The following is an 18,165-nucleotide window of genomic DNA, read 5'->3' on the forward strand; positions in this document are numbered from 1 at the left end:
AAGCCGGTGTCCCGCCACGGGGGCGGGACACCGGCTTCGCCGTGCGGTCGGTACGGGCCGGGTCAGACGCCGTCGTACGAGTGCTTGCCGCTGAGCAGGATGTTGACGCCGTAGTAGTTCCAGATCCAGCAGGCGAAGGCGAAGAGCGCGAGGTACGCGGCCTTGCGGCCCTTCCAGCCGGCGGTGGCGCGGGCGTGCAGGTAGCAGGCGTAGGCCACCCAGGTCACGAAGGACCAGACCTCCTTGGGGTCCCAGCCCCAGTAGCGGCCCCAGGCGTCGCCCGCCCAGATCGCGCCCGCGATGATCGTGAAGGTCCACAGAGGGAAGACGGCGGCGTTGATCCGGTACGAGAACTTGTCGAGCGAGCCCGCCGAGGGCAGCCGCTCCATGACGGAGGTGGCGAACCGGCCCGGCGTCCCGCCGGAGGCCAGCTTGGCCTCGTAGGAGTCACGGAACAGGTAGAGGGCCGTGCCGGCCGCGCCGATGTAGAAGACCGCGCCGCAGAAGATCGCGGTGGAGACGTGGATCCACAGCCAGTACGACTGCAGCGCCGGGACCAGCTGGTCGCTCTCGGTGTACAGCCAGGTCACGGCGATGCCGAGGTCCAGCAGGACCGTGGTGACCAGGATCAGGCCGAGCCAGCGGACGTTCTTCTTCAGGGCCAGCAGGGCCAGGTACGCGCCGACGGCCACCGTGGAGAAGGTGATCGAGAACTCGTACATGTTGCCCCAGGGGGCCCGCTGCACCGACAGCGCGCGGGCGACCACGCCGGCCGCCTCGATGAGGAAGGCGAGCACGGTCAGCGAGATCGCGATCCGCCCGTACAGGTCGCCCTTCTCGGTGCCGCCGGCCGCGCCGGGGCCGTCCGGGACGTCCCGGGTGCCCGCGGCGGAACGCGTGACGACCTGCGGCTTGTCGAGGACGGCGGTGGCGCCCTCGCCCCGGACCCGGACGGCCGGAGCCGCGCCCCGCGCCCCTGCCCCGCCCCCGGTCAGCGCGGCGGCCGTGCGGCCCACCTTGCTGCGGCTGCCGAAGACCCACTCGGTGATGTGAGCGAAGAAGGCGAGGGTGTAGACCGCCATCGACGCGTAGATCAGCTTGTTGCTGATCTCGGCCAGACTCTCGTTGGCTGCGGCTGCGAGCAGCGTCATCCGCGCTCTCCTTGTTCTTCTTCTGCTTCTGCTTCGACAGGGTGGGGCGCCGAGGGCGCCCGCTCGTGCAGTACGGCGGCCAGGTCCGCCAGCTCCTGCGGGAGCCTGGCGGACTCGCTGCGGCCCAGGCCCGCCATCTCGACGACGGTCACGCCGTCCTTGCCGGGCACCGCCCGGACCCAGATCCGGCGGCGCTGGATGAACAGCGATCCTGCCAGGCCCGCGATGGCGGCGATCGCGCCCGCGAGGGCGAGGCCGCTGCCGGGCTGGCGGGTGACGGAGAAGGTGGCCCAGCGCTCGATGCCCTCGAAGGTCACGGTGCCCGCGCCGTCGGGCAGGGTCATCGTCTCCTTGGGCTCCAGCATCTGGGCGAACGGGTCGCCGTTCTCCTTCGTGAACTGCCGCATCTTGCGCGTGTCCAGCTGGTACACGTTCTGCGGCAGACCGGAGTCCACGCCGAGGCTGCCGTGGTAGGCGTTGAGGGCGATGACGGGGAGGTCCGCGGCGGGGAACTGCGAGAGCATCGTGCCGCCGCCCTTGCCCGCGAAGGTCGGTACGAACTGGGCGGAGAAGCCGAGCTGCTCCTTCTCGCCGTTCTTGTTCTTGTAGCCGTCGGTGACCTTGATGGCGCCGGCCGAGGTGAGGTTCGCGTCCTGCGGCAGCATCGGCACGGCGTTGCGGAAGATCACCTTGCCGGCGGGGTCGGTCACCGAGATGACCGGCGCGTAGCCGTGGCCGAGCAGGTAGACCTTGGCCCCGTCGACTTCGAGGGGCTTGTTGACCTCGATCTCGGTCTTCCGCGGGGCGCCGTGGGCTCCCTCGCTGAGGGTGACGTACGCCTTGAAGTCGCGCGGGGTGCCCTTCTGCGGGCCCGTCTTCTCGTAGGTGGCGTCGAACCTGTCCAGCGTGAAGCTGAAGGGCGGCAGGTCGTCGGGGGTGAAGAGGCTGCCGGACTTGAAGTCGTCGTACTGGGTGAGCGTGTTGGAGAAGCCGCTGCCGCGCAGGACGAGCTTGCCGCCCTCGGACGTGTAGAGCTTGCCCCAGGCGAAGGCGACCAGCATCACGATCAGGGCGAGGTGGAAGACCAGGTTGCCGGTCTCGCGGAGGTATCCCTTCTCCGCCGCGACGTGGCCCGTCCCGGCCTCGGTGCGGAACCGGCGCCGGCCCAGCAGGGTCGTGGCGTGGGCGAGGACCTCGTCGGGGGAGGTCTCGGTGCGCCAGGTGGTGTGGGCGGGGAGCCGGTCGAGCCGCTTGGGGGCGGCCGGCGGGCGGCCGCGGAGCTGGCCGACGAACTGCCAGGTGCGCGGCACGATGCAGCCGATCAGCGACACGAACAGCAGGATGTAGATCGCGGAGAACCAGAACGACGTGTAGACGTCGAAGAGCTGGAGCTTCTCGGCGAGGGGAACCCAGAACTCGTGGGTCCGCTGCCACTCGGCGACCTTCATCGCGTCGACGGAGGTCTGCGGGATCAGGGAGCCGGGGATGGCGCCCAGCGAGAGCAGGAAGAGCAGGATCAGCGCGACCCGCATGGAGGTGAGCTGGCGCCAGAACCAGCGGGCCCAGCCGACGACCCCGAGGCCGGCGGCCGCTCCGGTGGGCGCGTCCTCCAACGGTGCGGTGGACAGCTGGGCGCCGGCCGCGCCGAGCGCGGGTTCGGTGGCGTCCTCGGATTGCTGCGGCGCCTCGACGGGCGCCTTGTCTGTCGTACTCATGTGCGTTAAGTCCTCAGATCCCCACCGTGAAGCTGTCGGTCCATTGCTGCATGTCGCTGACGATGCTGTCCCATGCTCCTGTGACGAGCAGCAGGCCGGTCAGGATCAGCATGCCGCCACCGATCCGCATCACCCACGCATAGTGCTGCTTCACCCAGCTGAACGTGCCGAGCGCCTTGCGGAAGGCGAGCGCGGCGAGGAGGAAGGGCACGCCCAGGCCCAGGCAGTAGGCGACGGTCAGCAGGGCGCCGCGGCCGGCGCTCGCCTGGTCCATGGACAGCGTGGTGACGGCCGCCAGGGTCGGGCCGATGCAGGGGGCCCAGCCGACGCCGAAGAGCACGCCGAGAAGCGGCGCGCCGAGCAGGCCCGCCGTCGGCTTCCGGTGGAAGCGGAACTCCCGCATCGTCAGGCCGGGGATCGCCCCCATGAAGAAGAGGCCCATCAGGATGACGAAGACACCCAGGATCCGGGAGATGAGCGTCCGGTGCTCCTGGAGGGTGGAGCCGAAGAATCCGAAGAGGGCGCCCGTGGAGACGAAGACGGCGGTGAACCCGAGGATGAACAGACTCGCGCCCGCCAGCATCCGGCCGCGCCGCGCTTCGGCGAGGTCGGCGCCGCCGGCCCCGGTCACGTAGGAGAGGTAGCCGGGGACCAGGGGGAGCACGCAGGGCGAGAAGAAGGAGACGAGTCCGGCCAGGACCGAGATGGGGAGGGCGAGCAGCAGCGTCCCGTTCAGGACGGTGGTGTTCATGCCCGTCGGCTCGGCGGCGAGGAGGAGGTCGGCGAGCACCGGGTCACTTCTCCGCGACGAGCGGGTCGATCATCGAGCGGAGCTGCTCGTCGTTGATCGCGACCAGCGCGCGGGCGGCGATCTTGCCCTGCTTGTCGAGGACGATCGTGGAGGGGATGGCCTGCGGGTTGAGCGTGCCCTTGGGGAAGCGGAGCATCAGCTTGCCGTCGGGGTCGAAGAGACTCGGGTAGGTGATCCCGTAGGTCTCCTCGAACGCGGTCGCGTTCTGCGTGCTGGTGTCGCGGGTGTTGATCCCGACGAAGGCGACGTCCGCGCCGGCGTCGGCGTACTCCTTCGATGCCTTCGCGAAGTACTTGGCCTCGCCGCGGCACGGCGGGCACCAGGAGCCCCACACGTTGAGGACGACGACCTTGCCCTTGAGGGTGGTGGTGTCGAGGGTCTGGCCGTCGACGGTGCCGCCGTCGAGCTTCGGAGCCGCGGCGCGCTCACCGGCGGCGACGGTGGAGATGCCGGTCGGGCCCACGACGTAGTTGCCGCCGGACCCGCCGGAGGGCTTGCCGTCCGCCGAGGTGCAGGACGCCAGGACCAGGACGCCCGCGGCGGTCGCCGCGGTCAGCAGGAGGGCGCGACCGCTGGTCGAGCGGCTGCTGCGTCGACGGGCACGTGCGCGGCTAAGGCTCATGTGAAAAGTTTCGCATGAGCAATCCGTCGATCTTCCGCGCCCCCCGGCGCCCTGCCAATGCCCTGGTCAGACGGTGGCGAGGTAGGCCCCCCAGCCGCCGGCCGGCGACTGACCGGGGGCCAGAGTGCGCAGCCGGGCGAGCACCCTGGGGTCCTGGACGTCCAGCCAGTCGGCGAACTGCCGGAAGGATACGAGCCGTACATCCCTTTTGTCCGCCATGCCCTTGAGGGCCTCCTCGACGGCGTCCATGTAGATGCCGCCGTTCCACTCCTCGAAGTGGTTGCCGATGAAGAGCGGGGCGCGGTTCGTCTCGTACGCCCGCCGGAAACCCCCGAGGTAGGTGGCGGTGGCCTGGGAACGCCAGCCGGGGTAGTGGGCCGGGACGCCCCGGGTGGTGTTCTTCGACTGGTTGGCGAGGATGTTGTAGTCCATCGACAGCACCTCGAAGGAGTGGCCGGGGAAGGGCAGGGACTGCAACGGCAGGTCCCAGAGCCCCGCCTTCTTCACCGGCCAGGTCTGCAGGCCGCCCGGCGAGCTGGAGTCGTAGCGCCAGCCCAGGGTCCCGGCGGTGGGCAGCAGGCCGTCCCGGCCGAGGAGGCAGGGGGTGCGGGCGCCGACCAGCTCCTTGCGGTAGTCGAAGGGCAGCGGCTCCAGGTCGGTGAAGCCGGTGTTCGTGCGCCAGTTGGTGACGAACGACACGGCCTGGTCGATCTCGCTGCGCCAGTCCTCGGGGCTCCAGCGGCCGACGGAGCCCGCCCCGCCGCAGAAGTGGCCGTTGAAGTGGGTCCCCACCTCGTGTCCGTCGAGCCACGCCTCGCGCACGTACTTCAGGGTGTTGCGGACGTTCTCGTCCTTGAGGTAGCCGATGTCCGAGGCCCCGGCTGGGTTGTTCGGCGGCTGGTAGAGGGCCTTCTTCGACTCGGGCAGGAGGTAGAGGCCGGAGAGGAAGAAGGTCATGGCCGCGCCGTGGTCCCTGGCGAGCTTGAGGAAGCGCGGGAAGAGGCCGTTGCCGACCTCCCCCGCCCCGTCCCAGCTGAAGACGACGAACTGCGGCGGGGTCTCGCCCGGCTGGAGCGGCACGGGCTGGTCCGGCTGGTTCGGCTGCGGCCCGGTGTCGGCCGTGGAGCCGTCACCGATGGCCTTGACCGGAGGTCCGCCCGGGCCGGGAGTGGAATCCCCCCGCCCCGGACCGCCGCCCGAACCCGCGTCACCGAAAACGCAGCCGGCGATGCCGGCGGCCGCCGCGGCGCCAAGTCCGAGTCCGAGCACTCCCCTTCGGCTGAAGTCGCGCATGTCACCGTCCTCGTCGTCCCCCGCCACCCACACGTCATTGCCCATATAAACGGACAATTCGATGAGTTGTGCGGTACTAGAACGGTGATTCCCATGCGACTTGTATTTATTTAGGTAAAGCTGTAACGGTTCGTAACAGACCGTCGATCAAGCGGTCAGGCGCCGAACGCCTTCGACTTGCCCTTCACCGGCTTCGCACCCGCCAGCAGGTGCGCCGGGACCAGATCCCGGGCCGGCTCGCTGTAGCCCACCGACACCAGCTTGTCGCCCTGGTACGTGAAGGACGTCAGCGAGGCCAGCGTGCACTGACGGCGCCGCGGGTCGTGCCACAGCCGGCGCTTCTCCGCGAAGCTGCGCACGATCCAGATCGGCAGCTGGTGGCTGACCGCCACCGCCTCGTGGCCGCGGGCCGCGTCGCGCGCCGTCTCCAGCGCGCTCATCATCCGGACCACCTGCTCGACGTACGGCTCGCCCCAGGACGGCTTGAACGGGTTCGTCAGGTGCTTCCAGTTGCCCGGCTTGCGCAGCGCGCCGTCGCCGACCCCGAAGGTCTTGCCCTCGAAGACGTTGCCCGCCTCCAGCAGCCGCCCGTCCGTGGCCAGGTCCAGACCGTGGCTCTTGGCGATCGGCTCCGCCGTCTCCTGCGCCCGCTCCAGCGGGGACGCCACCACGTGGGTGATGTCACGGCTCCCCAGGTGCTCGGCGACCCGGTCGGCCATCCGCCGCCCCAGCTCGGACAGGTGGTAGCCCGCGCGGCGCCCGTACAGGACCCCGTCCGGGTTGTGGACCTCACCGTGGCGCACCAGGTGCACGACGGTCAGGTCGGGGGTGTTTCCGGCGGCGTAGTCGGGCGCGGTCATGCGGTGGCCTCCGCGGCGGCCCGGGCGGCGGCCGGCAGCGCGGCCGCGATCCGCTCGACCGCCTGCTCGTCGTGTGCGGTGGAAACGAACCAGGACTCGAAGGCCGACGGCGGCAGATAGACGCCCTGCGCCAGCATCGAGTGGAAGAACCCGTTGAAGCGGAAGGACTCCTGCTTCTTGGCGTCCTCGTAGGTACGGACCTCGTCCTCGGTGAAGAAGACGGAGAACATGCTGGACGCGGTCTGCACCCGGTGCGCCACGCCCTCCTTGGCGAGCGCGGCCGTCACCAGGCCCTGGATCTCCCGCGACACCGCGTCGATCTTCGCGTACGCCGCGTCGTCGAGCAGCCGCAGCTGCGCGAGGCCCGCGGCGGTGGCGATGGGGTTCCCCGAGAGCGTGCCCGCCTGGTAGACGGGGCCGACGGGCGCGAGGTGCCCCATCACGTCCGCGCGGCCGCCGAAGGCCGCCGCCGGGAAGCCGCCGCCCATGACCTTGCCGAAGGTCATCAGGTCGGGCCGCACCCCGTCCACGCCGTACCAGCCCGCGCGGGAGGTACGGAAACCGGTCATCACCTCGTCGGAGATGTACAGCGCGCCGTCCGCGCGGCACAGGTCGGCGAGCCCCTGGTTGAAGCCCTCCGCCGGCGGCACCACGCCCATGTTGCCGGGCGCGGCCTCGGTGATCACACAGGCGATCTCGCCCGGGTGCGCGGCGAAGGCCGCCCGTACCGCTTCCAGGTCGTTGTAGGGGAGCACGATCGTGTCGCCGGCCTGCGCGCCCGTCACACCGGGGGTGTCCGGCAGCGCGAAGGTCGCGAGACCGGAACCGGCGGCGGCCAGCAGCGCGTCCACATGACCGTGGTAGCAGCCGGCGAACTTCACGATCTTGGCGCGCCCGGTGAAGCCGCGCGCCAGCCGGATCGCCGACATGGTCGCCTCGGTGCCGGAGGACACCAGGCGCACCTGCTCGACGGGCTCGACGCGCGCGACGATCTCCTCGGCGAGCGCGACCTCACCCTCACCGGGCGTACCGAAGGACGTACCGCGGGCGACCGCCGCCTGGACGGCCGCGATCACCTCGGGGTGGGAGTGGCCGAGAATCATCGGTCCCCACGAGCAGACGAGGTCGACGTACTCCCGTCCGTCCGCGTCCGTGAGGTACGGACCGGTGCCGGACACCATGAACCGGGGCGTACCGCCCACGGCGCGGAAGGCGCGCACGGGAGAGTTCACGCCGCCGGGGGTCACGAGGGACGCACGCTCGAAGAGCGTCTGCGAAACTGGGGCTTCATACGGGTACGGGTAGCTCACACCAGCCATGGTCTCAGAGGCCGCGACAGACTTGCGGGCGGGCGTTTCACCGCGCCGCCGCGGGGGAGGTCACTGCCATGATGATCAGGCTGCGTGGCGGGGGCCGCGGGGCCGGGGCAGGCAATACCAGTCGGGTGGAGATATGCAACGCGGTGGTGGACCGGGCGAGGGTACCGACGGCCTGGACCCGCAGCGCGCCCGCGAGGCCCGCGAATCCCGCCGCCGCGGCAAGCACCGCCGCCGCTCCACCGAGGCCGCCGATGCCGTCCCGAATCCCCTGGACGCCCCCGACGACCGCCCCAGGGGGCGCGGTATGGGAGTGACGTACAAGTACTTCGGCGCCCCCGACGGCGCCACCGCGGCCCGCGTCCCCGTCACGATGCGGCCCGAGGAGCTCGGCGGCGACGAGCTGGGGATGGGCGGCCTCTTCAGCAAGATCAAGCCGGAGACGGTGGCCGCGATGGTCCTGACCGGCATCGAGGGCATACCCCTCCACAAGGTGCCCCCGCTGGAACTCGTCGTCCTCCACCCCGACTACGCGGTGGTCAAGCTCCCCATGACCGTGGTCGACCCGCTGCGCGGCATCGGCGAGGAGTCGGTGGGCGCCGCCGCCTTCATCTGGTCCACGGTCCCGGACCGCGGCGGCCCGCGGGACGCGTTCAACGTCTACCAGCTCCTCCACGAGTGGCAGGACTTCTCCCACCGCCTGCACGAGGCGGGCCACCAGCCGTACTGCCTCGTCTGGCCCTGACCGCCCCCCTGCCCCCGCTGCGCTGCGCGCACCCCGCTCGGCGGGCCGGGACTGGGGCCGGGGCCGGGCGGATAACCGGGCGCGGGGGCGCGGTCCCCGGACGTAGCCTCGCGGGCATGACGCGAAGAGAGAATCCCGCCCAGGTCCGGCTGACCGCCTGGGCCCCGGAGGACTTCCCGCTGCTGCTGCGCAAGAACTCGGCCGAGATGACGCGGTTCCTCGGCGGGCCGGAGAGCGAGGAGAAGCTCACCGGCCGCCAGCAGCGGTACGAGGCGCTCAGCGCCCGGGAGCCCGCCGCCGGGCGGATGTTCCGGGTCGCCCTCGCGGACACCGCGGAACCGGTCGGCTCGGTCGGCTTCTGGGAGCGGGAGTGGCGGGGCGAGCCGGTGTACGAGGCCGGCTGGAACGTGCTGCCGGAGTACCAGGGGCGCGGGCTGGCCGTGGCCGCCTTGGCGGAACTCCTCGCCTACGCCCGCACCCACGGCACCCGGGCCGCCGTCCACGCCTTCCCCGGCACGGACCACCCGGCGTCCAACGCGGTGTGCCGCCGGGCAGGCTTCACCTGCCTCGGCGAAGTCGACTTCGAGTACCCGCCCGGGGTGCCCCACCCGAGCCAGGAGTGGCGCTACCCCCTGAGCTAGTACCGTTCCCGGCCGCCCGCCCCCGTGCGGGAGCCGGGCTCGCGCGGGAGCCGGGCTCGCGCGGGAGCCGGGCTCGTACAGGCCGGGCCGGTGCCGGGGTCGTGCGGGGGCCGGGGCGGGGGCCGGGGCTGCTCCCGGGTGGGGGCCGGGCCGGGCCCGCCGCCGCCGGGGGCGGAGAAGCGGCCGCAGCCAGCGCGTAATTCGGCCGCGACCACCCCCCGGCAGTGGCATGCTGACCGGGTGAACGGACCCGGCATTCAGCTCACCCTCGCCCCTGAACTGCGCCTCTTCGCCTCGCCCAGCCGGCGTGCGGAGCGGGTGCCGACCACGACCGACGGCGCCTCCAGCCTCGGTCACGTCGTCGAATCGGCCGGCGTCCCGCTCACCGAAGTCGGCCGGCTCCTCGTCGACGGACAGGAGGTGCCCGTCTCCTACGTCCCCCAAGACGGCCAGACCGTCGAGGTGTTCGCGGTGGACCGCCCCCAGCACGTCCCCGGTGCCCCCCTCCGCTTCCTCCTCGACGTCCATCTCGGCACCCTCGCCCGCCGCCTCCGCCTCCTCGGCGTCGACGCCGCGTACGAGAACGAGGACATCGGCGACCCCGCCCTCGCCACCCGCTCCGCCGCGGAACAGCGCGTCCTGCTCTCCCGCGACCGCGGACTGCTGCGCCGCCGCGAGCTCTTCGCCGGTGCCTACGTCTACAGCGACAACCCCGACGAGCAACTGCGCGACATCCTCGGCCGCTTCGCCCCCGCGCTCACGCCCTGGACACGCTGCACCGCCTGCAACGGCACACTCCGCGAAGCCGACAAGGACAGCGTCGGCGAGCGTCTGGAAAACGGCACCCAGCGCTCCTACGACGTCTTCGCCCAGTGCGCGGACTGCGAGCGCGTCTACTGGCGCGGCGCACACCACGCCCGTCTGGAACGCATCGTCGACGAAGCACTCGTCGAATTCGGCCCGGCCTGACCAGCCTGACCGGCACGACCGAACCGGCCTGACCGGCCTGACCGAACCGGCCTGACCGACACAACCGAGCCGGCACGACCGGCCTGCCCCGGCCCCACCCGCGCGCCCCGGCGCAGGGGCCCCTGCGACCAGGGAAACCGGACGGGTCTCGCCAGGCGTCGTTCTCACCCGCCACCCCGCGCCTTCGACGTCGCACCCGGCGCCACCCGACTCGGCACGGACCTGGCTCCGCGCTGTGGAGGCCCCCGGCTGGCAGACTGCCGGAGCATGACCGATCCAGCGGAACCGCTCGATGTCGTCGTGGTGGGCGCCGGCCCCACGGGGCTGCTCCTCGCCGGAGACCTCGCCGCCGCCGGGCTCACCGTCACCCTCGTCGAGCGCCGCCCCCGCACCGCCGCCAACCTCACCCGCGCGTTCGCCGTGCACGCGCGCACCCTCGAACTGCTCGATGCCCGCGGCCTCGCCGACGAGCTCGTCTCCACCGGCCGCCGGATCGACCGCGTACGCCCCTTCGAAGGCATGACCCTCTCCCTCCAACGGCTTCGCAGCCGCTATCCGTTCGTCCTCATCACCCCTCAATATGAAACAGAGAAACTGCTGGAGCGTCGCGCGTTGTCCACAGGTGTGGACATCCGGTATGACTGCGAACTCGTCGGCCTCCACCAGGACCGGGACAGCGTCACCCTCGACCTCCGCACCACCAGCCCCAGCACCTCCGACGGCACCTCCACCCACACCCCCCACATCACCCCCTCTATCCCCTCCACCCTCCACGCCCGCCACGCCGTCGGCGCCGACGGCGTCCGTTCCACCGTCCGCCAGGCCCTCGGTCTGCCCTTCCCCGGCGCCGAAGCCGTCGTCCGCTCCATGGTCCTCGCCGACGTCCGCCTGACCGACCCGCCCACGGACCTCCTCGCCGCCAACGGCAACGCCGAAGCCTTCGCCTTCGTCGTCCCCTTCGGCGACGGCTGGTACCGCGTCATCGGCTGGCACCGCGACGGCCGCGCCGCCGACACGGACCCCGTCGGCCTCGACGAGCTCCGCTCCATCGCCCGCACCGCCCTCGGCACCGACCACGGCATGCACGACCCCCGCTGGATCTCCCGCTTCCACAGCGACGAACGCCAGGTCCCCCACTACCGCAGCGGCCGCGTCTTCCTCGCCGGCGACGCCGCCCACGTCCACTCCCCCGCAGGCGGCCTCGGCATGAACACGGGCCTCCAGGACGCCGCCAACCTCTCCTGGAAGCTCGCCGCCGCCCTCCTCGGCCGGACCCCCGACCCCGAAGCACTCCTCGACAGCTACCACCGCGAACGCCACCCCGTCGGCCGCCTCGTCCTGCGCGTCAGCGGCGCCCTCGTCCGCACCGTCACGGCCTCCGGCCCCGCCCGCCGCGCCGGCGGCGTCCTGGCCGCCGTCCTCCCCCACATCCCCCGCCCCGACGCCCTCCTGGACCGCGCACTCGGCGTGATCTCGGGCCTCGGCCTCTCCTACCCGCCCCCGCCCGGCACCCGCCGCCCCGCCGGCCGCCGCGCCCCCGACCTCGCCCTCGCGGACGGCCGCCGGCTCTACGCCGCCCTGCGCACCGGCGGCTTCGTCCTGATCACCCCGCCCGGCCCGGCCACCCCGCCCGGCACCCCGCTCACCCACCTGCACTGGCCCGCGGACCGGCCCCGGGCCGCCTGCGTCCTCGTACGCCCCGACGGGTACGTCGCCTGGAGCGCCCCCCGCGCCACCACCCCCGAAGTAGCGGCGGCCGTGGCCGCCTGGCTCCTGCCCGGGGCCACCGAGCCCTCCGGCCCCGGCCCAGTCCCCGGCCCCGGACCCCACCCCGGCCCCGGCCCTCAGAAGGCGTAGGCATCACCCGTGTCGAGCGCCAGCACCATGTGCTCGTTGTTCAGGTGGTTCCGGTCCGTCGCCCCGCCGTTCCACCACGTGTCGACCCGCATCACCACCTCCGCCGCGGGCTCCCGCAGCCCCAGCTCCAGCCCGATGTGCCGTCCCCGCCCGTGCAGCGGCAGCGGCCCCGTCTCGCACACCACCTCGCGCAGCCCCGCCCGCGCACAGCCCCCCGCCAGCTCCTGCCGGTCCGCGAGGTCCGCCGACAGCCGCACCCGGACCGTCGCGTTCGCCAGCGCCGCCGGACCGTCGTTCTCCGGGACCAGCCAGATCCGCAGCTTCCCCTCGGACAGGGCGACCCGCCCGTGATACGCCACGTCGGCCTCCGGCCCCGCCCACGCATGGGCTCCCGCCGGCACACTCAGGCCGAGCGTCAGCAACCCGGCCACCACCACACTCCGTACGGCACCACGGCGCACCGCCATCACCTCCACGCGCGGAGGCTAGCCAGCACCCGTCCCGTCCGGTCGGACCATCACACGAACGAGGGCGCGCCCACCCCCATCTGCCCACCCCCGTCCGCCCACGCCCACGCCCCGGCCCACGGCCCACGGCCCCCGGCCACCCGTGCCCCCGGCCCCCGCCTACCTTTGAGCCATGCTCATCGCCCGCTCCGCCGCCCTCTTCGCTCTCGCCGCCTTCCTGGAGATCGGCGGCGCCTGGCTCGTCTGGCAGGGCGTGCGCGAACACAAGGGCTGGGCCTGGATCGGCGCCGGAGTCATCGCCCTCGGCCTCTACGGCTTCGTCGCCACCCTCCAGCCCCAGGGCGACTTCGCCCGCGTCCTCGCCGCCTACGGCGGCGTCTTCGTAGCCGGTTCCCTGGCCTGGGGCGCGGTCGCCGACGGCTACCGCCCCGACCGCTGGGACATCGCCGGAGCCCTCGTCTGCCTCGCCGGCATGGCCTTGATCATGTACGCCCCGCGCGGCCGGTGAGCGACCCCGCCCGGCCTATGCTGGCGGGGAACGACCCGTACGGATGACCGACCATCCGAATGACTGAACGACTGAATGACGGAACGACCGACCGAGCACCAGCGAGGAGCCCGCACATGAGCACGGCCACCCGAACCGCCGTAGTCACCGGCGCGAGCAGCGGCATCGGCGCGGCCACCGCCCGGCAACTCGCCGCAGCCGGCTACCACGTCGTCCTCACCGCCCGCCGCAAGGACCGCATCGAGGCCCTCGCCGCCGAGATCACCGCGTCCGGCCACTCCGCCACGGCCCACGCCCTCGACGTCACCGACCGCGCCGCCGTCGACTCCTTCGCCGCGTCCCTGGAACGCTGCGACGTACTCGTCAACAACGCCGGCGGCGCCCTCGGAGCCGAGCCCGTCGCCACCGGCGACCCCGCCGACTGGCGCACGATGTACGAGGTCAACGTCATCGGCACCCTCCACGTCACCCAGGCCCTGCTCCCCGCCCTCACGGCCTCCGGCGACGGCACGGTCGTCGTTCTCTCCTCCACCGCCGGCCACTCGACGTACGAGGGCGGAGCCGGCTACGTCGCCGCCAAGAACGGCGCCCGCGTCCTCGCCGAGACCCTCCGCCTGGAGATCGTCGGCCAGCCCGTACGCGTCATCGAGATCGCCCCGGGCATGGTCAAGACCGAGGAGTTCGCCACCACGCGCTTCCGCGGCGACACCGAGAAGGCGGAGAAGGTCTACGCGGGCGTCGCCGCACCGCTCTCCGCCGATGACGTGGCCGACACCATCACCTGGGCGGTGACCCGCCCCAGTCACGTCAACATCGACCTCCTGGTGGTGCGCCCCCGCGCCCAGGCGTCGAACACGAAGGTCCACCGCGACCTGGGCCTGTAGAGCCCGGGCCCTCCGGGCCCGCACCGGCCCGCCCGCACCGGCCCCCGCCCGCACCGGCCCCCGCCCGCACCGACCCGGCGGCCTCCCCGGCGCTCAGAGCAGACCGGCCGCCTTCAGGTGCGGCATGAGGGCCGCCGGCTTCAGCCCGGCGGCCTTCGCCGCGTCCAGGGCCCGCCGCAGATCCGCGGCCAGCGTCGGTGTGAAGTGCAGCAGCACGATGTCACCGCTCTGGAGCCGCGGCGTCGCCGGCGTACCGCTCCAGGTCGTGAAGTCGTGCGTCCAGGTGATCACGGCCTTCACCCCGCACGCCTTGGCCGCGAGCCGCACGTCGTCGTTGAGGACCCCGTACGGCGGCCGCAGCAGCTTCGGCTGCCGGCCGAAGGTCGCCTCCAGCTGCTCTCCCGCCCCGCACACCTCCGCGTCCTTGCCTGCCGCGTCGAGCGTGGTCAGGTCCGGATGGTTGACGGTGTGGTTCTCGACGGTCACCCGCCCCTGCTCGGCGAGGCCGGTGAAGTACCCCGTGTCGTACGCGGTCGCCCCCGGCAGCAGGAACAGCGACGCCGGCACCCGCTGCTCCAGCAGGATCCGGGCCGCCTCCGGATCGTGGGTCCAGCCGTCGTCGATCGTGATGAACACGACCTTCTCCCGCGTCGGTACGTGCGACACGACGGGTGGCAGCCCGACCCCGGGCCGCCCGCCCCCGGCCTCCGCCCCGGCGGACGCGGCCCCGCCCGGACCGTCCCCCGCCCCGGACCCCGCCTGAGCGGATCCGGCGGCCCCGAGGGCGAGCGACAACGACGCGAGCGCGGCAAGAAGCACGCGAGATCTCCACATGCGGCACACCTTGGTCTAGACCAACTCTCGCCGTCAATCCCCCGACGCCCACTTTCCATGGCTCTCAACTCGGCACCATCACAGTCCAGTTGTCCGCCAGAGCGACCCCGGCGGCACCGCCAGCCCCGCCGCCCCGATCGCGCGCTTCGCCGCCACAGGGCGAGACGGGGGAGGCCCGGACCGCCTCGGTCCGGGCCTCCCCCGTCTCCCCACCCGCCCGCGGGCTCAGCCCTTGATACAGATGACCTGCTTCAGCCTGGCCACGACCTGCACCAGGTCGATCTGCTGGTCGATGACCTGCTCGATCGACTTGTACGCGCCCGGGATCTCGTCCACGACGCCCGAGTCCTTACGACACTCGACGCCCTTGGTCTGTTCCGCCAGGTCCTTCGCCGAGAACCGCTTCTTCGCCGCCGTCCGGCTCATCTTCCGGCCCGCCCCGTGCGAGGCCGAGTTGAAGGACTTCTCGTTGCCGAGCCCCTTCACGATGTACGAGCCCGTGCCCATCGAGCCCGGGATGATCCCGTAGTCGCCGCTGCCGGCGCGGATCGCGCCCTTACGGGTGACCAGCAGGTCCATGCCGTCGTAGCGCTCCTCCGACACGTAGTTGTGGTGGCAGCTGATCTCCCGGTCGAAGGACACCTTCGCCTTCCGGAACTCCTTCCGGACGACCTCCTTGAAGAGGCTCATCATCGCGGCACGGTTGAACTTCGCGTACTCCTGCGCCCAGAAGAGGTCGTTGCGGTACGCCTCCATCTCCGGAGTGGCCGCGAGGAAGACCGCGAGGTCCCGGTCGACGAGGTTCTGGTTGTGCTCCAGCCCCCGCGCCACCCCGATGTGGTGGGCCGCAAGCTCGTTGCCGATGTTCCGGGAGCCGGAGTGCAGCATCAGCCACACCGCACCGCCCTCGTCAAGGCAGAACTCCACGAAGTGGTTTCCGGATCCGAGCGTTCCGATTTGCCTCATGGCGCGTTCGTGACGGAACTTGACCGCATCCGCGAGGTAGTCGAAGCGCTTCCAGAGGTCGTCGTACCCGTCCACCGAGAAGCCGTACAGACGCGACGGATCCACGGCCTCCTTGTGCAGGCCCACACCCACCGGGATCGCCCGCTCGATCTTCGACCGCAGGCCCGACAGGTCCCCCGGGAGGTCGTTCGCCGTCAGGGACGTCTTGACCGCCGACATTCCGCAGCCGATGTCCACGCCCACCGCCGCCGGGCAGACCGCGTCCTTCATCGCGATGACGGAACCGACCGTCGCACCCTTGCCGTAGTGGACGTCCGGCATGACGGCGAGACCCTTGATCCATGGGAGGGTGGCGACGTTGCGGAGCTGCTGCATCGCGCTGTCCTCGACCGACGCGGGGTCGGTCCACATCCGGATCGGAACCTTCGCCCCGGGTACCTCCACGTACGACATAACGCCTCAATCCCCCGAAAAACACAGAAAAGTCGGAATACGCAAAAAGCCTCGCTCTTGATCCCAAATACGACAGGGGACCGGCGCCAGCACCAGCGTGTGCGATAGACATTGTGTCCACCCGCGCCCGAAGCGCGGCAACGTATTTTCCTGACCGTCGGGGCCATCGGGGCAGTCGGTCGAAGGGAGCCATGGGACGTGCAGCGCAAGTCGGTACGGGAACTCCTGCCAGGCATCGCCATGCTGACCGCGCTCGCGGCCGGCGTCACCGGTCTCGCCGGGTGCACGGGCGGGAGCGGCACGGGGACCACGAACGACGACAAGCCCGGCGGCAACGTCCCCGCGCCCGCGCAGCCGGGCAAGTACCGGAGCCTGCCCGCCCCCTGCAAGGCCGTCGACGCCAAGCGGCTCAAGGCCCTGCTCCCGGCCGCCGACAGCCTGCCCCCGGCCGAGCGGGACCAGTTGTACGCGGGGGCGGCGGCCGCCTCGTACGACGGAGACCGGCGCGTGGGCTGCCGCTGGACCGCGCAGAGCGCCGAGGAGACGCGACTGCTGTCGGTCGGCTTCGAGCGCGTGGTGTCGTACGACCGGGCCACCACGAGCGACGACGACAAGGCGCGGCAGGTCTTCGTACGTCAGCTGACCGACGCGAAGCTGCCCTTCCCCGGGCCCGTCCCGACGCCCACGGCCCCCACCGGAACCCCGGCGGGGGCTCCCGCGCCGACCCCCAGCCCGACGCCGCCGGCCACCGGCCCGGCGCCCGCCGGCAGCCCCGCCCCCGGAAGCCCCTCGTCCCCCGCCGGCCCCACCCCCGGCGCGTCCCCCACCGAGCTGGGGTCCCGCGTACTGGCGGGGCTCGGCAACGAGGCGTTCCTGGACGACAAGCTGAGCGCGGCGGGGGCCACGGCGGCTCAGACGCGCACGGTGCGGATTGTGTTCCGTACCTCGAATGTCATCGTCACCGTCGAGTACAGCGTGCAGCCCTCGCTGCCCGGCGCGGTCCCGCCCAGCACCGAAACCCAGGACAGGGCACGGCAGTTGGCGGCGGATCTGGTCGAGCGGCTGAACGAGTGAGAGGGGCGCCCGGCGGCGCGGAGTGACGGCGCGCACAGCAGACGAGTGCCGGGTCGGGCTACCGTTGCCCCGGTCCGCCGTCCGAAGAAGTCAGACAAACGTACTGAAGGAAACATGCACCGATCAGCCTCGCGCCTCTCCCGCGTTCTCGCCTGCGCAGCCGTCCCGGTGATCCTCACCGTCGCGGGCTGCTCGTCCGATTCGGGCAAGGGCTCGGGCTCGAACGACGGCAAGAAGTCCGGTTCCTCCGCATCCGCGAAACCGAGTGCCAAGCCTTCGCCGACCCTGGAGAAGGCGGCTTACGCGGCGCTGCCGGAGCCCTGCAAGGCGGTCCAGGCGACGACGATCGGCACGCTCGTGCCGGAGGCCAAGGACAAGAACGGTACGGCGACGAAGTCGAACGACCTGGCCAGCCGTGCCAGCTGCTCCTGGAACGGTCTGGACGAGGACGGTCTGAAGGGCTCGCAGTACCGCTGGCTCTCGATCTCCCTCTTCCGCTACGACTCGCACGCCTCGCTCGGCTCCGCGAACAAGCGCGCCGAGGAGCAGTACAACAAGCAGGTCGAGGCCGCGAAGGCGACCGAGGGCGCGCAGAACGTGAAGGCCGAACCGGCCGGCGGCATCGGCGAGCAGGGCACGTCGGTGGTGTTCACGTCGAAGAAGGACGTCGACTTCTTCAACACCACGATCGTGGCGCGCGCGCAGAACGTGGTCGTCACGCTCGACTACAACGGTGCGGCGTACGAGGGCGCCGGCGCCCCGGACCAGGCGAAGCTGCTCCAGGACGCCATCACGGCGGCGAAGGAGACGGTGGCCTCGGTCGACACGGCCAACCAGCAGAAGGCACCGGAGCAGCCGGCGGAGCAGTCCCCGTCGGCGCAGCCCCAGCAGTAGCGGTACCGGTGCGTGCGCCGAGCGGATCGCGTAGCAGGCGATGATCATTCCCTCGATGAGGGAGTGCGGGTTGGCGAAGAGGAGCGGGATGTCCTTGCAGGTGCC

General features: G+C 71.9%; 18 protein-coding genes. 8 read left to right on the forward strand and 10 right to left on the reverse strand.

The features are described from left to right. Positions 1-62: 62 nt before the first annotated feature. From ccsB to hemL, 7 genes are all read right to left on the reverse strand, one after another. Positions 63-1,151: a c-type cytochrome biogenesis protein CcsB gene (gene ccsB / locus ABT106_RS24965; protein ID WP_351281306.1), complete on the reverse strand. Its 1,089-nt coding sequence runs from the start codon at positions 1,149-1,151 to the stop codon at positions 63-65. Further along, the gene (resB, locus tag ABT106_RS24970; RefSeq protein ID WP_351281308.1) at positions 1,148-2,866 is read right to left on the reverse strand and encodes a cytochrome c biogenesis protein ResB; all 1,719 of its coding nucleotides are present in this window, start codon (positions 2,864-2,866) and stop codon (positions 1,148-1,150) included. Before resB ends, ccsB begins: the two co-directional genes overlap by 4 nt. A 13-nt stretch (positions 2,867-2,879) precedes the next feature. After that, positions 2,880-3,617, reverse strand: coding sequence for a cytochrome c biogenesis CcdA family protein (locus ABT106_RS24975; RefSeq protein ID WP_351281339.1), 738 nt, complete (start codon positions 3,615-3,617; stop codon positions 2,880-2,882). Positions 3,618-3,660: 43 nt separating this feature from the next. Continuing rightward, positions 3,661-4,299 carry a TlpA family protein disulfide reductase gene (locus tag ABT106_RS24980; RefSeq protein WP_351281311.1) on the reverse strand — a complete coding sequence of 213 codons (639 nt, stop codon included), beginning with the start codon at positions 4,297-4,299 and terminating at the stop codon, positions 3,661-3,663. Between the two features lie 66 nt (positions 4,300-4,365). Next, positions 4,366-5,592: a polysaccharide deacetylase family protein gene (locus ABT106_RS24985; RefSeq protein WP_351281341.1), complete on the reverse strand. Its 1,227-nt coding sequence runs from the start codon at positions 5,590-5,592 to the stop codon at positions 4,366-4,368. A 155-nt stretch (positions 5,593-5,747) separates the two neighbouring features. Beyond that, positions 5,748-6,452 (reverse strand): histidine phosphatase family protein, encoded by a 705-nt coding sequence (locus tag ABT106_RS24990; protein WP_351281313.1) that lies wholly within the window; start codon positions 6,450-6,452, stop codon positions 5,748-5,750. Then, positions 6,449-7,771, reverse strand: a complete 1,323-nt coding sequence (hemL, locus tag ABT106_RS24995) for a glutamate-1-semialdehyde 2,1-aminomutase (protein WP_351281315.1) — start codon at positions 7,769-7,771, stop codon at positions 6,449-6,451. Before hemL ends, ABT106_RS24990 begins: the two co-directional genes overlap by 4 nt. A 304-nt stretch (positions 7,772-8,075) precedes the next feature. On the opposite strand from hemL, the gene ABT106_RS25000 reads away from it, so the two are divergent. The 4 genes from ABT106_RS25000 (at position 8,076) to ABT106_RS25015 (ending at position 11,980) form a co-directional block, all read left to right on the forward strand. Continuing rightward, complete coding sequence (locus tag ABT106_RS25000) at positions 8,076-8,513, forward strand: hypothetical protein (protein WP_267724140.1); 438 nt, start codon at positions 8,076-8,078, stop codon at positions 8,511-8,513. A 116-nt stretch (positions 8,514-8,629) separates the two neighbouring features. Beyond that, the gene (locus ABT106_RS25005) at positions 8,630-9,154 is read left to right on the forward strand and encodes a GNAT family N-acetyltransferase (RefSeq protein WP_351281318.1); all 525 of its coding nucleotides are present in this window, start codon (positions 8,630-8,632) and stop codon (positions 9,152-9,154) included. Positions 9,155-9,394: 240 nt separating this feature from the next. After that, positions 9,395-10,123, forward strand: a complete 729-nt coding sequence (locus tag ABT106_RS25010) for a Mut7-C RNAse domain-containing protein (RefSeq protein ID WP_351281321.1) — start codon at positions 9,395-9,397, stop codon at positions 10,121-10,123. 249 nt (positions 10,124-10,372) lie between these two features. Beyond that, positions 10,373-11,980, forward strand: coding sequence for an FAD-dependent oxidoreductase (locus ABT106_RS25015; RefSeq protein ID WP_351281343.1), 1,608 nt, complete (start codon positions 10,373-10,375; stop codon positions 11,978-11,980). On the opposite strand, the gene ABT106_RS25020 is transcribed toward ABT106_RS25015, so the two are convergent. After that, entirely contained in the window at positions 11,968-12,447 is a 480-nt protein-coding gene (locus tag ABT106_RS25020; RefSeq protein ID WP_351281345.1) for a hypothetical protein, read from the reverse strand. The two genes, ABT106_RS25015 and ABT106_RS25020, sit on opposite strands and share 13 nt — an antisense overlap. 172 nt (positions 12,448-12,619) lie before the next feature. Between ABT106_RS25020 and ABT106_RS25025 the strand changes: the two genes are divergently transcribed. Both ABT106_RS25025 and ABT106_RS25030 read left to right on the forward strand, forming a co-directional pair. Then, positions 12,620-12,955: a YnfA family protein gene (locus tag ABT106_RS25025; RefSeq protein ID WP_351281323.1), complete on the forward strand. Its 336-nt coding sequence runs from the start codon at positions 12,620-12,622 to the stop codon at positions 12,953-12,955. Between the two features lie 116 nt (positions 12,956-13,071). Continuing rightward, positions 13,072-13,839, forward strand: a complete 768-nt coding sequence (locus ABT106_RS25030) for an SDR family NAD(P)-dependent oxidoreductase (RefSeq protein ID WP_351281325.1) — start codon at positions 13,072-13,074, stop codon at positions 13,837-13,839. A gap of 93 nt (positions 13,840-13,932) precedes the next feature. Here ABT106_RS25030 and ABT106_RS25035 read toward each other — a convergent pair whose 3' ends face one another. Together ABT106_RS25035 and ABT106_RS25040 are read right to left on the reverse strand one after the other, a co-directional pair. Further along, positions 13,933-14,658 carry a polysaccharide deacetylase family protein gene (locus tag ABT106_RS25035; RefSeq protein WP_351281327.1) on the reverse strand — a complete coding sequence of 242 codons (726 nt, stop codon included), beginning with the start codon at positions 14,656-14,658 and terminating at the stop codon, positions 13,933-13,935. A gap of 240 nt (positions 14,659-14,898) precedes the next feature. Beyond that, a complete protein-coding gene (locus ABT106_RS25040) occupies positions 14,899-16,092 on the reverse strand; it encodes an RtcB family protein (protein ID WP_351281330.1) in 1,194 nt (397 codons plus the stop codon). A 198-nt stretch (positions 16,093-16,290) separates the two neighbouring features. On the opposite strand from ABT106_RS25040, the gene ABT106_RS25045 reads away from it, so the two are divergent. Both ABT106_RS25045 and ABT106_RS25050 read left to right on the forward strand, forming a co-directional pair. Then, entirely contained in the window at positions 16,291-17,166 is an 876-nt protein-coding gene (locus ABT106_RS25045; RefSeq protein WP_351281333.1) for a DUF3558 domain-containing protein, read from the forward strand. Between the two features lie 114 nt (positions 17,167-17,280). Then, positions 17,281-18,060 carry a DUF3558 domain-containing protein gene (locus tag ABT106_RS25050; protein ID WP_351281336.1) on the forward strand — a complete coding sequence of 260 codons (780 nt, stop codon included), beginning with the start codon at positions 17,281-17,283 and terminating at the stop codon, positions 18,058-18,060. Positions 18,061-18,165 lie beyond the last annotated feature (105 nt).

It is taken from the genome of Streptomyces sp. NPDC002044 (assembly GCF_040296725.1).
GTDB lineage: Bacteria > Actinomycetota > Actinomycetes > Streptomycetales > Streptomycetaceae > Streptomyces > Streptomyces antarcticus.

Coding starts and splice junctions, on each gene's coding strand:
- ccsB (WP_351281306.1), bottom strand. CDS start 1,151: ATGACGCTGCTCGCAGCCGCAGCCAACGAGAGTCTGGCCGAGATCAGC.
- resB (WP_351281308.1), bottom strand. CDS start 2,866: ATGAGTACGACAGACAAGGCGCCCGTCGAGGCGCCGCAGCAATCCGAG.
- ABT106_RS24975 (WP_351281339.1), bottom strand. CDS start 3,617: ATGAACACCACCGTCCTGAACGGGACGCTGCTGCTCGCCCTCCCCATC.
- ABT106_RS24980 (WP_351281311.1), bottom strand. CDS start 4,299: ATGAGCCTTAGCCGCGCACGTGCCCGTCGACGCAGCAGCCGCTCGACC.
- ABT106_RS24985 (WP_351281341.1), bottom strand. CDS start 5,592: ATGCGCGACTTCAGCCGAAGGGGAGTGCTCGGACTCGGACTTGGCGCC.
- ABT106_RS24990 (WP_351281313.1), bottom strand. CDS start 6,452: ATGACCGCGCCCGACTACGCCGCCGGAAACACCCCCGACCTGACCGTC.
- hemL (WP_351281315.1), bottom strand. CDS start 7,771: ATGGCTGGTGTGAGCTACCCGTACCCGTATGAAGCCCCAGTTTCGCAG.
- ABT106_RS25000 (WP_267724140.1), top strand. CDS start 8,076: ATGGGAGTGACGTACAAGTACTTCGGCGCCCCCGACGGCGCCACCGCG.
- ABT106_RS25005 (WP_351281318.1), top strand. CDS start 8,630: ATGACGCGAAGAGAGAATCCCGCCCAGGTCCGGCTGACCGCCTGGGCC.
- ABT106_RS25020 (WP_351281345.1), bottom strand. CDS start 12,447: ATGGCGGTGCGCCGTGGTGCCGTACGGAGTGTGGTGGTGGCCGGGTTG.
- ABT106_RS25025 (WP_351281323.1), top strand. CDS start 12,620: ATGCTCATCGCCCGCTCCGCCGCCCTCTTCGCTCTCGCCGCCTTCCTG.
- ABT106_RS25030 (WP_351281325.1), top strand. CDS start 13,072: ATGAGCACGGCCACCCGAACCGCCGTAGTCACCGGCGCGAGCAGCGGC.
- ABT106_RS25040 (WP_351281330.1), bottom strand. CDS start 16,092: ATGTCGTACGTGGAGGTACCCGGGGCGAAGGTTCCGATCCGGATGTGG.
- ABT106_RS25050 (WP_351281336.1), top strand. CDS start 17,281: ATGCACCGATCAGCCTCGCGCCTCTCCCGCGTTCTCGCCTGCGCAGCC.